This is a genomic window from Halomonas salsilacus, from assembly GCF_051216275.1.
Taxonomy (GTDB): domain Bacteria; phylum Pseudomonadota; class Gammaproteobacteria; order Pseudomonadales; family Halomonadaceae; genus Halomonas.
Window position 1 is genome coordinate 187,812 of the sequence record NZ_JBPKAQ010000003.1, and the last position, 14,862, is coordinate 202,673.

A 14,862-nucleotide genomic window follows, 5' to 3' on the forward strand; every position below is an offset into this window, starting at 1 on the left:
TGACCCCGCGGATCAATGATGGTGGGGGTCGGCCTCCTGGGCCTCGAGCATCTCCACCAGGGGCTGGAACTCCTCCCGGTTGTGCTCGTTCATGCGCATCAGGATGCGATGGGCCTCGAGAATGCGCCGGCGAGTCTCCTCCAGGTCGCAGGGGATCTCCGGCAGGTCACACAGCTCACAGACTTCGGTGATGGGCGCCTCCACCTGGGTGAAATAGCGGGCAAAGCCCATCACATCCAGCATGCGCTGGATGTCGGGATTGTCGGCAACGATGGTGGGACGCTCGGCCAGTCGCCCTTCCACCGCCATGGCCACCTTGGCCAGAAAACCCAGCGCCGTGGAGTCCACGTTGGTGGCCTCGCGCAGGTCAATGATCAGCGTCGTGAGCCCCGGGGTCTCGGCGAGCTGCTGGGCCTGTCTGTCCAGGGTCGCGCATAGGGTCAGGCGTACATCGCCGCACAGCTTGAGGACGAAGACACCCGCATCGAATGCCGCCTTAATGCGTCCTTCAGGGTTCAACATTGCCGAATCCGCTCAACATCATGATGGTCAGGTCGTCGGGCAGCGCCTCGATCCCGGTATCCAGGCTGGTGTCATCACCGCTGGCCACTTGGCCAAGCGCCAGTCTGGTCCGCAGGTCCTCCAGCGTCTCGCTGGCCAGCACCCGCTGCTCGAGTTCCCTGAGCCGCGTGTCGAGCGTTTCGCCCGGCAGGCATTCCAATACTCCATCCGAACACAGCCACAGGCGGAAGTTCTCGGGTAGCGAACAGCCCAGGGTCGGGTACTCGGCACCGGGAAAGAGCCCCACCGGCATGCCGACACCCGGCAGGGGATGAACTTCACCCTCCGCCACCAACAGGGGCATGGGAAGCTGTGCGCCCAGCGAATAGTGAAGATAGCGACGCTCCAGGTCAATGACCCCGACGAACAGGGTGGCATGCTTGCCGATGCCGGTCTCCAGCAATTCGCGGTTGAGATCCGACAGCCAGCGCGGCGGCAGGGCCTCCGGCGCCGTTCCGTCCCATTCCCCCTGCCAGCGGTTGGCCAGGTATTTGAGCAGCACCGTGACGAAGGCCGACGAGGCGCCATGGCCGGAAACATCGGCAAAATAGAACAACAGGTGCCGTTCATCCAGGCGCTGGAAGTCGAGAAAATCGCCGGAGAGATAGAGCCAGGGAGCGAACCAGTAGTCGCAGGTCACCCCGGACGCCGTCTGGGGCCGGGTCGGTAGCAGCTTGCGCTGGATCTGGCCGCCGGCCTGCTGGTCGAGGCGCAGCATCGCCAGGTGGGTCTCCAGGCTATCGTTGAGCTCCTCGAGCCGCGCCTGATCCTCGCGCCGAGCCTCTTCCAGCTGGCGCAGCTCGATCACCTTGCGAATCATGCGACGCAACAGCTGGCCGTGGCGCAGCGGCTCGACGATGTAGTCCACCAGCCCGACATCCACCGCCGAGAGCAGCCCGGGCGCCTCGCGGCTATCGCTGACCACCAGGGTCGGCAGACGTTCGCAGAGGGGCGCCCACTGGTCGTCGGACAGCGCCCGGACGTGGGCCACCACCAGCGACACCTCCGGGGGCAGCCCATCGGGGCTCTCGACGGCGATCACCGCCAGGCCGTCTCGGGCGATGGTCTCGGCCAGCGCATCACGCGCCGGGCCAGGGGCATCGATCACACCGATCAGCTGCTTGGGACGAACCATGGAAAGGGGCCTCAGTCTGAGAAGGCGTCGTCGGAGTCGGCGTCGTCGAAATCGGTATCATCGAAGTCGAAATCGAAGTCATCCGCGGCGAAGGGATCATCGCCCATCTCACCGTCACTGATCTCGAAGCGTCGACGCTGCAGCCAGGCGTCGCGGATGAAGCTGTAGCGATCGCCGCTGATCAGCTCCTCCTGGTCGAGCAGCCCGGCACGCATGTCCACGATCCTCAGCGCCGTCAGGGCGAGCTCGAGCTCGGCGTCGTCGAGATAATAGAGGGGATAGGTCACCGCATCGGCGGGTAGACCGCCAGTATCGCGCACGGTGCTCGGCCCCAGCAGGGGCAGTACCAGGTAGCGCGACTCCCCCCACCCCCAGACCGCCAGGGTCTGGCCGAAGTCCTCGTCGCGGCCGGTGATCTCCATGTGGGTGGCGAAGTCCCACAGGCCGCCGATGCCCACCGTGGTGTTGATCAAGAAGCGCGAGACGGCGATGCCGGCGTTGCCCGGCTTACCCTGCAGCAAGCTGTTGAGCGCCGTGCGTGGCTCGCCCAGGTTGGAGAAGAAGTTGCCCACGCCGGTCTGCACCGGCTGCGGCGTCACCGCCCGATAGCCCCGGGCGGTCGGCTTCAGCACCGCGCGATCCACGGCATCGTTGAAGACGAAGACGCGCCGATTGAAGCCCTCCCAGGGATCGTCGGGATGCCGTTCCTCCACCGCCGCCGTGCTGGCGCAACCCGCCAGCAGACCCACCGCAAGCAGACCCGCCACCGCCTTGCCCCACGTTACCTTCCTGCTGGCCATCATCGTTCTCTCCCTGCGGCTTGTTCTGCGAGTTGTACTGCCAGTTATTTCCGGGGTGTCAGACACGCCTAACCACCACGCTGCCGGCGCTGTAGCCCGCTCCGAAGGAGCAGATCACCCCCAGCGCCCCCGGCGCCAGGTCGTCGCGGTGCAGATGGAAGGCGATGATCGAGCCCGCCGAGCTGGTGTTGGCGTAGCGATCGAGAATCACCGGCGCCTCCTGCTCGCTGGGGTCGCGGCCCAGCACGCGCCGGGCGATCAGGTCGTTCATGTGGCGATTGGCCTGGTGCAGCCACATCCTCGCCAGGTCATCACCGCTATGGTCGAGGCTCGCCAGGTGGCCGCTGATCAGCGCCGCCACCAGGGGGCAGACCTCCTTGAACACCCGCCGCCCCTCCTGGACGAACAGCTTGTCCAGCGCCTGGGGGTCCGAATCCGTCACCCGATTGAGAAAGCCGGCATTGTTGCGAATGGCGTTGGAGAAGCGGGTCACCAGCCGGGTGCCGAGGATCTCGAAGCGCGCCTGGGCGCTGGCCAGGTCATCGCGCTCCAGCACGATGGCGGTGCAGGCATCGCCGAAGATGAAGTGGCTGTCACGGTCCCGGAAATTGAGGTGCGCCGAGCAGATCTCCGGATTGACCACCAGCGCACGGGTCGCGTTCCCGGCACGGATGGCGTTGGCGGCGGTCTCGATGGCGAAGGTGGCCGAGCTGCAGGCCACGTTCATGTCGAAGGCGTAGCCGCCGGCACCGAGCAGGGCCTGGAGTTCCACTGCCACCGCCGGGTAGGGGCGCTCCAGGTTGGAGCACCCAACGATGACGAGATCGATATCGGCGGCAGCCACGCCGGCATGCTCCAGGGCCTGGCGGGCCGCGGCGTTGCCCATCTCGCCCTGGAGGGAGGGCTCGTCGTTGCTGCGCTCGCGCAGACGCGGGCGCATGCGCTCGGGGTCCAGAATGCCGGTCGCATCGAGCACATGGCGACTATGGATGCCCGACGCCTTGACGATGAACTCGCTGCTGGAGTGCGCCAGGGGCTCACGCTCGCCCGCGGCAATCGCCTCGGCGTGGCGCGCGTTCTCGGCGTCCACCCAGGCATTGAACGAAGCCACCAGGGCATCGTTGTCGATGGTGTTCTCCGGCGTGAAAAGGCCTGTGCCGGTGATCACGACGTTGGTCATGGATCTCTCCCTTGTCGCGGCCAAAGCCGCCCAGGCCGCTCGCGGCGGCCGCTGTTCATACGGGGCTCAGGCGCGCCCGGTGATCTCCGCCCAGCGCTTCTCGAGCCGCTTGGGGGAGACCGCAAATCGGGTACCCAACTGCTGGGCGAAGAGCGAGACGCGCAGCTCCTCGATCCACCAGCGGAATTCGACCAGCGCCGGCGGCGCCATGCCGCCGCGCCGCTCGCTCTGGAGGCGGGTCTCGAGGCGCGACTCGAGGGCCTGGATCTCCTGCAGGTGCATCTGGTCGCGCAGGCGCTCGCGGGGCGCCTTCTCCAGGCGGATCTGGGCCGCCTCCATGTAGCGCGGGTACTCCTCGAGCCACTCGCCCGCCTCGCTCACGAAGCCGGGGTGTACCAGGCGCGCCATCTGGACCTTGAGATCACTGTATACCAGCGCCAGGGCCAGGTTCAGCTTGCCCTTCAACGCCTTGGTGACCGCCAGATGGCCCTTGAGGGCGGCCTCCAGGGTCCCCACCAGGGCCTCGGCCCGGGGCAGGAGCTCACCCCGGGTCGCGGCCAGACAAGCCTCGAACTCCGCGGCCGAGCGCGGCAGCGGATCCGCGGCCACCACCCGGGTAAATACCGCCCCCACCACGTCATCGGTCAGCTGGCGCTTGCTGCCCACCTTGGCGAACAGCAGCCCGCAGGTGCCGAGCCCCTTGAGGCGCTCGATCTCGCGCACCTGATCGGGCAGACGGCGCATGGCCAGGCGCACGATCCCCTCGCGATGGGCCTCGCGGGCCTTGTCGGGATGGTCGAAGAGCTCGACCCGGAAGGCCTCACCCTCCGGCACCAGCGCCGGGAAGGCCTCGACGCGAATGCCAGCCTGGGTGGTGACCCGGGACTCGGGCAGTGCCTCCCCCGGCAGACCCTCCACCGGCGCCTCCAGGCGCACCTCGGCGGCCAGCGACCGGGCCCCCTGCCCCGCCGCGGCCTCGAAGCGGCGCTCCAACTCGCGAACGTCGCGCCCCTGGCCCAGCACGTGGCCTTCGTGGTCCACCACCTTGAGGTTCATCACCAGATGGGGCTCGAGCTGGTCCAGGTGCCAGTCGTCGGGGTGGACGCGCACGCCGGTCTTGCGGCGCAGGAACTCACCCAGCGCCTCGGTGAGGGGCAGGTCATCGGGGACGATCGCCTCCAGGGCGGCATCCACCCAATCGGGGATCGGTACCACCTGGCGGCGCAACACCTTGGGCAGCGACTTCATCAGCGCGATGCACTTCTCGCGCAGCAGGCCTGGCACCAGCCACTCGAGGCGCGCCAGGGGCAGTTGGGGCAGCATGGCGGCGGGCACGGTGAGGGTCACGCCATCGTCGACCGCGCCGGGTTCGAAGTGGTAGGCGAGCGGGTAGCGTACGCCGTTCAGGGCGAGCTCGTCAGGATAATCGGCCTGGGTGATCTCGCTGGCCTCCCGGGCCAGCAGGGCGGCGCGGTCGAACTTGAGCACCGCGGGGTTCTCGGACTCGGCGGCCTTACGCCACGCCTCGAAGCCCTTGCCGTTGTGGATGCCCTCGGGGAGGCGCTCGTCATAGAAGGCGTACAGCGTCTCCTCGTCCACCAGGATATCGCGGCGCCGGGCGCGGTCCTCCAGGTCCTCGACCTCCTCGATCAGCGCCCGGTTGTGGGCGAAGAAGTCGCCGCGGGTGCGAAACTCCCCCTCGACCAGGGCCCGGCGGATAAACAGCTCGCGGGCCTCGGCCGGCGCAATGGGCCCGTAGTGCACACGGCGGCCGCTGACGATGGGCAGGCCGAACAGAGTGACCTGCTCCTTGGCCACCACCTGGGCGCGCTTCATCTCCCAGTGGGGGTCGGCGTGGTTGCGCTTGACCAGGTGGCCGGCCAACGGCTCGATCCACTGGGGGTCGATCTTCGCGACGGTGCGGGCGAACAGCTTGGTGGTCTCCACCAGCTCGAAGGCCATCAGCCACCTGGGGGACTTCTTCGCCAGCCCCGAGCCGGGATGGATCACGAACTTGCGGTTGCGCGCGCCAAGGTACTCGCGGTTCTCGGTGAGGGTGCCCAAGTGGGAGAGCAGCCCCGGCAGCAGCGCCCGGTGCAGGGTAACGGCGCTTTGGTGCCGGGCCTGGGCGCGCTGCTCGTCCTCGTCCTTGCCCTCGCCGCCCTCTGTCGCGGCGCCATCGAGGGCGGGCCGCGGGGCCGGGGGCGGCACCTCGATCTCCATGTCGCGCAGCAGCTGGCGCAGTTGGCGGAAGGTGTCATGCCACTCGCGCACGCGCAGGTAGTTGATGTAGCGCTCCTTGCACCAGCGCCTCAGCTGGTTGCCGGAGAGCGCCTCGCGGGCCGCCTCGACGCCGTCCCAGAGGTTGAGCAGCGCCACGAAGTCGGAGTCCGGGTCCTGCCAGCGGCGATGGGCCTGGTCGGCGGCCTGGCGCTTCTCCGCCGGACGATCCCGGGGATCCTGGACCGCCAGGCCGGCCACCACGATCAGCACCTCGCGCAGGCCTCCCTGCTCGGCGCCAGCCAGCACCATGCGCGCCAGGCGCGGGTCGATGGGCAGGCGGGCCAGCTTGCGGCCGATGGGGCTGATGCCGCCCTGCTCGTCCACCGCACCCAGTTCGAAGAGCAGCCGGAAACCGTCGGTGACGAAGCGCGAATCGGGCGGGTCGACGAAGGGGAAGGCCTCGATGTCGCCGAGCCTGAGCGACAGCATGGAGAGGATGACCGAGGCCAGGTTGGTGCGGCGGATCTCGGGGTCGGTGAAGGAGGGCCGGGCGAGGAAATCCTCCTCGTCATAGAGGCGGATGCAGACCCCTTCGGCCACCCGGCCGCAGCGGCCCATGCGCTGGTTGGCGCTGGCCTGGCTGACTGGTTCCACCGGCAGACGCTGAATCTTGGTGCGGTAGCTGTAGCGGCTGATGCGCACCAGGCCCGGGTCGATCACGTAGCGGATGCCCGGCACGGTGAGCGAAGTCTCGGCCACGTTGGTGGCCAGCACGATGCGCCGCCCGGCGTGGGGGGCGAAGACCCGGTTCTGCTCGGTATTGGAGAGCCGCGCGTAGAGCGGCAGGATCTCGGTGCCGCGCAGGTCGGCCCGGCGCAGGGTGTCGGCGGTCTCGCGGATCTCCCGCTCGCCGGGCAGGAACACCAGGATGTCGCGGGGGCCGTGGAACCAGCGCTTCTCGCGCTCGATCCGCTCGACCTCCTCCACCGCATGCAGGATGCCCTCCTGCAGGGTGCGGTCCTCCTCGTCCTCGGCCTCGCGCACCAGCGGGCGATAGTGCAGTTCCACCGGGTAGGTGCGCCCGGAGACCTCCACCACCGGCGCCGGCCGGCCGGCCGCATCGCCACTGTCGGGCTCGGCGAAGTGGGCGGCGAAGCGCGCAACGTCGATGGTGGCCGAGGTGATGATCACCTTGAGGTCGGGGCGGCGCGGCAGCAGCCGCTTGAGGTAGCCCAGCAGGAAATCGATGTTGAGGCTACGTTCGTGGGCTTCATCGATGATGATCGCCTCGTAGCGGCGCAGTTCGGGATCGTGGCGGGTCTCGGCCAGCAGGATGCCATCGGTCATGAGCTTGACCAGGGTGTGGTCGCTGCTCTGGTCGGTGAAGCGGACCTGGTAGCCGACCTGCTCGCCCAGCGGCGTCTCGAGTTCCTCGGCCAGCCGCGTGGCCACCGAGCGCGCCGCGAGCCGCCGCGGCTGGGTGTGGCCGATCAACCCGCGGCGCCCCAGGCCCAGTTCCAGGCAGATCTTGGGCAGCTGGGTGGTCTTGCCGGAGCCGGTCTCGCCCGCCACCACCACCACCTGGTGGTCACGCAGGGCGGCGAGGATCTCCTCGCGGCGCTCCGCCACGGGCAGCTCGGGGGGATAGTTGAGCGTCACCGGACGCTGCGCCCGACGGTCGACCATCTCCCGGGAGCGCGCCATGACCTGGGCCACCTCGTTCAGCCCGCGATCCACCGGCTTGCCCTCCTTCATCCGTCGCGCCAGGCCGTGCAGGCGCTTGTCGAGCGTCGCACGGTCGCGCAGCAGCACGCTGTCGAGCGCCTGGCGCAGGGCGCCGAGGCGGTCGGCATCGGTCTGGATGGTGGTGGGTGAAGGGTCGGTGGTCACATCGGACACGGTGGCTCCGTGGGTGGAGGGCGACAAGGAAAAACTGCCCGTAGCGGCGAACCGATACGGGCAGAGCATTGTAACGCCGCCGCCTTGGCGGCGCCTAATCCGGACCATTAAGGCTGACTATCGCCCGATAAGGCATCGGCTATCAGGCATCGGTCTTCCCCTTGACCTTCTCGCGCTCCTCGTCACGTAGCTGGCGGCGCAGCACTTTGCCCACGTTGGTCTTGGGTAATTCGTCGCGCAGTTCCACGTACTTGGGTACCTTGTAGCCGGTCAGCTCCTTCTTGCACCAGGCCCGCAGCTCCTCGGGGTCGAGATCATCACCTCGGGGCACGACGAACAGCTTGATCGCCTCGCCGCTGGTCTCGTCGTCCACGCCCACCGCGGCGGACTCCAGCACCCCCGGATGGGTGGCGACGACGTCCTCCACCTCGTTGGGATACACGTTGAAACCCGAGACCAGGATCATGTCCTTCTTGCGGTCCACGATGCGGATGTAGCCGTCTTCCTGGAGCACCGCGATATCGCCGGTGTGGAACCAGCCGTCGTCATCCATCACCTTGACGGTCTCGTCGTCGCGGTTCCAATAGCCCTTCATCACCTGGGGCCCCTGCACGCAGAGCTCGCCGGGCTCGCCGAAGGGCAGGTCGTTGCCATCGGCGTCCACCACCTTGACCCGGGTACCGGCCACCGGCTTGCCGATGGTACCGAGCTGGATGGCATCCACCGGGTTGAAGCTGACCACCGGAGAGGTCTCGGTGAGCCCGTAGCCCTCGGCGATCTCGCAGCCGGTGACCCCCTTCCAGCGCTCCGCGGCAGACCGGGTCAGCGCCATGCCGCCGGAGATGGTCAGGTGCAGCTTCGAGAAGTCCAGGGCGCGGAAGTCCTCGCGATTGCAGAGGGCATTGAACAGGGTATTCAGGCCGATGAAGGCGGTGAACTTGAGCCCCTTGAGCTCCTTGACGAAGTTGGGCAGGTCGCGGGGGTTGGTGATCAGGATGGAGTGGTTGCCGGTCTCCATCAGGAACAGACAGTTCACCGTGAATGTATAGATGTGGTACACGGGCAGCGGCGCTATCACCACCTCCTCGCCGTTGGTCAGTCCCTTGCCGATGGCCTGCCCCGCCTGCAGCATGTTTGCCACCAGGTTGCGGTGGGTCAGCATGGTGCCCTTGGCCAGGCCCGTGGTACCGCCGGTGTACTGCAGCGCGGCGATGTCGTCAAGCTCGCGCTCCACCTCGCGGTGCTGGCGCCCCGCGCCCTCCTTGAGCGCGCGGCGGAAGGGGGTATGGCCGGGCAGGTGGAAGGACGGCACCATCTTCTTGACGTACTTGACCACCAGGTTGATCAGCGGCCGCTTGGGGAAGCCGTGCAGGTCGCCGAGCTCGGTCACCAGTACGTGATGAATATCGGTGCGATCGAGGATTTTCTCGAGCTTGTCGGCCATGTTGGCCAGGATCACGATGGCCTTGGCCCCGGAATCCTTGAACTGGTGGGCCATCTCCCGCTCGGTGTAGAGCGGGTTGGTGTTGACCACCACCATGCCGGCGCGCATGGCGCCGAACACCGCCACCGGAAACTGCAGCACGTTGGGCAGCTGGATGGCGATGCGATCGCCCGGCTGCAGCGTCGTGTCGTGCTGGAGCCAGGCGGCGAAGTCGCCGGAGAGGCGATCCAGGTCGGCGAAGGTCAGCGTCTGCCCCATGCAGCTGAAGGCCGGTTTGTCGGCATAGCGCTTGACCGCCGCATGGAAGACATCGTTGACCGAATCGTACTCATCCATCCCCTTGAGCTCGGGGCCGGACAGGATCGGGGCGTTGGCATGCTCACTCATCACGTGTCTCCACAGTGTCGCCGATGGGTCATCGACGCTTGTTGTTGTCCCGGGACCCTACCTTAAACCGACCGGCTCAGGCTGTAAAACGGCCGATTGAAACGACAGCTTGAAAACGGTGTGGCTGTGCCCTGATGCCGGGCTCCTTTACTGACAGCCTGTGCCACGATGACCGCGAAGGCCAACCGGCCGATTTCACGCTTGACGGCGGCCAAAGCGCGCCTGGATCACGCCATCGCGCCATACCAAGAGCTCCCCCGGGGCCATGCGCTCCCAGGCCTCGTTGTCGGTGAGGGGTTCGGTGGCGATCACCGAGACGATGTCATGGGTCGTAGTGTGCTCGGCGAAATTCACGGTGAGCTCGGCATCCGACAGGCTCGCCCGGCCAAAGGGGGCGCGCCGGGTGATGTGGGCCAGCTTGGTGGAGCAGAAGGTGTAGAGATAGTCGCCATCGGCCAGCAGCAGATTGAACACTCCGAGTCCGCGCAGGCGCTCGCAGAGCTGGTGAAGCAGCCGCCACAATCCCTGGCGCGCCGCGTCGTTCTCCGGGCGCTGGGGAAAGCAGCGGCGCAGCTCGCCCAGCAGCCAGCAGAAGGCGTGCTCGCTGTCGGTGTCGCCGACCGGGCGGTAGAAGCTGAGCGGCAGGCCCTGCCAATCCTCGAGCTGGCCGTTATGGGCATAGCACCAGGGGCTGCCCCACATCTCGCGCACGAAGGGATGGGTATTGGCCAGGCGCACCTGACCCACGTTGGCCTGGCGAATATGGCTGATGACAATATTCGACTTGATCGGATAGTCGGTGATCAGTCGCGCGATAGGCGAATGCACCGAGGGGTGGGGGTCGCGGAAGTCCCGGTAGCCGCCCTCCTCGTAGAAGGCGATGCCCCAGCCGTCGCGATGGGGCCCTGTACCGCCCCCGCGATGCAGGAAGCCGGTGAAGCTGAAGCAGATATCGGTGGGCACGTTGGCGCTCATGCCCAGAAGCTCACACATGGGGTTCCTCCCGGTGGACGTTCCTGCGCGGCCGGCGTCGATGCCGCCATGCCAGCAGACTCAGAAGCGTCAGAACGACCAGTCCCGCCACCGCCCACTGGCGCGGGTCGGCGGCAAAGGCCGCGCCACGGCGCTCGAGCCAGGGCCGGCCTTTCCGCCACATAGCGGCGGCCTGAGCCGGCAGATCACTGATGAACGCGATGAAACGGTCGGCGGCGCTGTCGGGCACCGCCTCTCCCTCGCGGCCGGTGGCGAGGTCCTCGTGGAAGCGCTCGCCCAGCGGGCGCAGACCCGCTTCCCCGCCAAGCCCTAGGCCCTCTTCGGCGTCGTCCATGAGGCTCAAAAGCGACTGCACATTGACCGCCAGGTAGCGCTGGCGAACGATCCCCTGCCCCTCGGCATGCAGTCGCAGGCGGGCGGCGCCGGAGAGCTCCGGCACCGTCAACTCACCGACGAAGCGCTCACTCTGGCGCTCCAGTTGTACCTCCACATGCGGTGTATCCTCACCGTCGAGCAGGGCAGCGCCGATGGCGAGATCCTCCGGCGCCTCCTGCCAGGGCTCCCCGCTTCGGGCCAGCCAGGCCTCCAGCGGCAATACCAGCCCCGGGTGAATCACCGCCGGCAGTGGTGCGAGCTGCAGGCTCACCGCGCCACGCACTCCGATGCGGCTATCGTCGGCGAACGCCCCCTCCAGGCGCCACTCCCCGGGGGCGGGGTCGGGCACCCTCAGCAGATCGAAGCGCGGCTCCACCTGCCAGCGCGCGCCCGGCGGCGCGCTCTGGGCGTCATAGCGAGTGCCGTCCGGGGCGACAAGGGCCAGGGGAGCGGCGTCGGGCGTATGAAAGAGCAGCGCCGAGAAGGTCTCGACGCCGGGCTCGATAGAGAAGCGACCCTCGGCCAGGGGCACCCTATCGGCGGGGAAGATGCGTTCGACGATATCGACGAAGGCGCCGAGCAGGCTCTCTGGCGAGTGGACCCTGACTGGCAGGCCGCCGGTCATCCGGGAGAGGCGCTCCACCAGGACCAGATCCGCCGCATCGGAGAAGGCGATGGCATGCACCACCACGCCACGCTGGGCCAGCGCCGGGGCGATCTCCTCGAGCAGGGTACGCCGAGAGGCCGCGTCCACTGCCGGCTTGGCGCCTCTCGCCGGCGACAGGTCGATCATGCCATCGGTCAGCAGCACCAGGTGGCGCCAGCCGTTGGCCGTGGCCTCGGCGGCCTCGCGCACGGCTGCCTCGATGTCCGTGTACTGCTGGTACTCCACCAGGGCAGGCCGCAGGGCCATGGCACGTTCTCGCCAACCGTCGTCCACCTCGTCGAGGGGCAGCGGGTTGTCGACGCGCTCTCCGAAGGTCCAGACACCGGCCGGGGTGCCCTCGGGCAGTAGCGCGGCCAGCAGCTCCAGGGCACTGGCGGCGAGCTGGTCGGGATCGTTGCCGCGCATGCTGCCGGAGACATCGATGATCACCCGCACGTCCGGGTTCTCCTCGACCGGTTGCGCCACACCAGAACCGGCCGCGAGCCAGAGCAGGCTCGCGAGCAGCAGGCAGGTCAGCCCCCGCCCTCTCGGGCTGACCTTCCATGACTCCGTCATCCACGACCCGGCCATTCCCGGCTCCTTAGCCAATTATCGGCTGCTGTGTGGCCGGCAATCGGCTGTCGATCAGACGATGACCGGCTCCCGACGCCCACCACCGCCACGTCGGGCGGGAGGAGCGTCGTCCTCGTTGTCATCCATGTCGACGTAGTCGTCGCGCCTGCGGCCGCGCCAGGCCAGCAGCAGCCCGAAGGCCACACCGGCCGCCGCACCGGCCGCGGTCAACAGCAGCGCCGGCAGCAATAGGCCGCTGTCGCGCTCGAGGAAGCCCACCAGGGCCACCACCACCGCTGGGGCCAGGCCGGTGTAGAATTCCCCCTCCTCCAGTAGCGGCATCCGGAAGCGCGTCGGCACCCACATCACGCCGGCCACCAGCCAGGTGATTGGTAGCCGCAGCAGCCGCGGCAGGAAGGCCAGGCCCAGGTAGCCGGTGAGCAGCACCACCAGCGACAGGACGCCATAGACCAGCCATAGTAGGGTCATCGAATCGGTAATTGGCATTGCCACCTCTCTCTTCACTGTCATGAGTATGGTACATCTCCCACCATGAAAGCACAGCCGCCGCATCGCCCCGACCGCCGGGTATCCGCCTCGCCGGTCGCCCGTTTCCGCCGCCCGGAAGACCCGGAGTGGCACTGGCTGGAGAACCGCGAGGACCCGGAGGTCACGACCTTTCTCGAGGCGGCCAACGCCGAGTTCTCCACATGGTTTGCCCCCCTGGACGACCTGGTGGAACGCCTCTACCACGGCCACCTGGCGCGCCGCGAGCTGGCCGTCCACGGCCTGCGCACTCCGCTGGACCACTACACCTACTGGAGCGAGACCGCCGCCGAGGCCGACTATCCGGTGTGGTGGCGTCATCCCAACGGCAAGCCGGACCGTGCCGCGCCCTTCCTGAATCTCGAGGCCCGGGCCACCGATCACGACTTTCTGGAACTCGGCGACATGGCCCTCTCGCCGGACGAACGCTGGCTGGCCTGGAGCGAGGATACCCGCGGCAACGAGATGTTCGACCTCTTCCTGGCTCGACTCCCCGATGGGGAGCCGGTACGCCTGCTGGAGGGCATCGGTCCTGAGCTCACCTGGGCCGAGGACAACACCACCCTGTTCTTCACCCGCTATGACGCCACCCAGCGCCCCGAGAGCATCTGGCGCCTGACGCTCAACGAGGGGGTGGCGGGGGAGCCCGACCTGGTGCTGCGCGAGGAGGACCCGGAGTTCTGGCTGGGGCTCGGCAAGACCCGCTCCCGGGAGTGGCTGGTGCTGGAGAGCGCCTCCAAGGATACCAGCGAGAGCTACCTGATCCCGGCCCGGGCGCCGGCCACCGCCCCCCGCTGCTTCCGCCCCCGGGAGAGCGGCGTTGAGCTCTCGCTCGATCATCGCCCGGGCCACTTCTACCTGCTGCACAATCGCGACGCGACCCACTTCCGCCTGGATATGATCGAGGAAGTTCGCCTCGAGGAGGCCGCCGACGCCGACCGGTGGCAGCCGCTGATCCCCCATCGCGACGAGGACACCCTGGAGGGGGTCGACGCCTTCGCCTGGGGCCTGGTGATCACTGAACGCGACCATGAGGAGGCACAGGTTCGACTGAGGGTGATCGAATTCGATCACGCCCACGCCATGACCCGTGACGAGCGCCTGCCGTTGCCGGAGACGCCCTGCAGCCTGGCGCTGGGCGATGCGCCCCACTTCGACCAGCGCCGCCTGCGCCTGCACGAGGAGTCCTTCGTGCTGCCGGTGAGCTGGATTGAACACGACCTGGACAGCGGCGAGCGCACCCTGCTCAAGCAGCAGCCGATCCATGGTGACCTCGCCCCCGATGCGCTGGCCTGCGAGCGGCTCTGGGCGACCTCCCACGACGGTGAGCGCATCCCCGTCTCGGTAGTGATGCGGGCCGACCTGATCGGCCACCCGCTGCCGACGCTGCTCTACGGCTACGGCGCCTACGGCGAGGTGCTCGACCCCTGGTTCTCGGTGGCGCGCCTGGAGCTGCTGGCCCGCGGCGTGGCCTTCGCCGTGGCCCATGTGCGCGGCGGCGGCGACCGCGGCGAGCCCTGGTACCTGGCCGGCAAGCTGGCGCACAAGGCCAACAGTTTTCGCGACTTCCTCGCCGCCAGGGACTGCCTGGTGGAGCACGGCATCAGCGACGGCGAGCGGATCGCCGCCTATGGCGCCAGCGCCGGCGGCCTGCTGGTGGGCGCCAGCCTCAACCTGTCGCCGGAGGCGTTCTGTGCGGCGGTGCTCGACGTGCCCTTCGTAGACGTGCTGCGCACCATGGAGAACCCCGACCTGCCGCTGACCACCGCGGAGTACACCGAGTGGGGCAACCCAGACGAGCCCGATACCCGCAAGCGCATCCGCGCCTACTCGCCGTTGGACAACCTGGTCGCGGCCCCCTACCCGACCATGTTCCTGCAGGGCAGCTGGCACGACACCCGGGTGCCCTACTGGGAGCCGGCCAAGCTTTACGCGCGGCTGACGGAGCTGGGTACCGCACGCGGGCCCGTGCTGCTGCGCACCGACATGGCCGCCGGCCACGGCGGCGCCTCGGGGCGCTTCAAGGCGTGGCACGACGGCGCCCGGCAGGACGCCTATCTCCTCTGGGCGCTAGGGGTGGAACACCGCAAGGCATAGCTT

The 14,862-nt window shown here is 68.2% G+C and carries 10 protein-coding genes; 1 reads left to right on the top strand and 9 read right to left on the bottom strand.

The window, feature by feature from the left end:
- Positions 1-12: 12 nt before the first annotated feature.
- The 9 genes from ACR80S_RS06405 to ACR80S_RS06445 form a co-directional block, all read right to left on the bottom strand.
- The gene (locus ACR80S_RS06405) at positions 13-522 is read right to left on the bottom strand and encodes an STAS domain-containing protein (RefSeq protein WP_435401957.1); all 510 of its coding nucleotides are present in this window, start codon (positions 520-522) and stop codon (positions 13-15) included.
- A complete protein-coding gene (locus ACR80S_RS06410; RefSeq protein WP_435402853.1) occupies positions 509-1,696 on the bottom strand; it encodes a PP2C family protein-serine/threonine phosphatase in 1,188 nt (395 codons plus the stop codon). Before ACR80S_RS06410 ends, ACR80S_RS06405 begins: the two co-directional genes overlap by 14 nt.
- 11 nt (positions 1,697-1,707) lie before the next feature.
- A complete protein-coding gene (locus ACR80S_RS06415) occupies positions 1,708-2,499 on the bottom strand; it encodes an MlaA family lipoprotein (protein WP_435401955.1) in 792 nt (263 codons plus the stop codon).
- Between the two features lie 55 nt (positions 2,500-2,554).
- Complete coding sequence (locus tag ACR80S_RS06420) at positions 2,555-3,676, bottom strand: beta-ketoacyl-ACP synthase III (RefSeq protein ID WP_435401954.1); 1,122 nt, start codon at positions 3,674-3,676, stop codon at positions 2,555-2,557.
- Positions 3,677-3,742: 66 nt separating this feature from the next.
- Complete coding sequence (gene hrpA, locus ACR80S_RS06425) at positions 3,743-7,798, bottom strand: ATP-dependent RNA helicase HrpA (protein ID WP_435402854.1); 4,056 nt, start codon at positions 7,796-7,798, stop codon at positions 3,743-3,745.
- Between the two features lie 142 nt (positions 7,799-7,940).
- On the bottom strand, positions 7,941-9,629 hold the full coding sequence (locus ACR80S_RS06430; protein ID WP_435401952.1) for an AMP-binding protein: 1,689 nt from the start codon (positions 9,627-9,629) through the stop codon (positions 7,941-7,943).
- 195 nt (positions 9,630-9,824) lie between these two features.
- On the bottom strand, positions 9,825-10,622 hold the full coding sequence (locus ACR80S_RS06435) for a class II glutamine amidotransferase (protein ID WP_435401951.1): 798 nt from the start codon (positions 10,620-10,622) through the stop codon (positions 9,825-9,827).
- Positions 10,615-12,234, bottom strand: coding sequence for a vWA domain-containing protein (locus tag ACR80S_RS06440; RefSeq protein ID WP_435402855.1), 1,620 nt, complete (start codon positions 12,232-12,234; stop codon positions 10,615-10,617). The genes ACR80S_RS06435 and ACR80S_RS06440 overlap by 8 nt, the downstream gene beginning before the upstream one ends.
- 54 nt (positions 12,235-12,288) lie before the next feature.
- Positions 12,289-12,723, bottom strand: a complete 435-nt coding sequence (locus ACR80S_RS06445; protein WP_435402856.1) for a hypothetical protein — start codon at positions 12,721-12,723, stop codon at positions 12,289-12,291.
- Between the two features lie 45 nt (positions 12,724-12,768).
- Between ACR80S_RS06445 and ACR80S_RS06450 the strand changes: the two genes are divergently transcribed.
- Entirely contained in the window at positions 12,769-14,859 is a 2,091-nt protein-coding gene (locus ACR80S_RS06450; RefSeq protein WP_435401948.1) for a S9 family peptidase, read from the top strand.
- Positions 14,860-14,862: the final 3 nt, after the last annotated feature.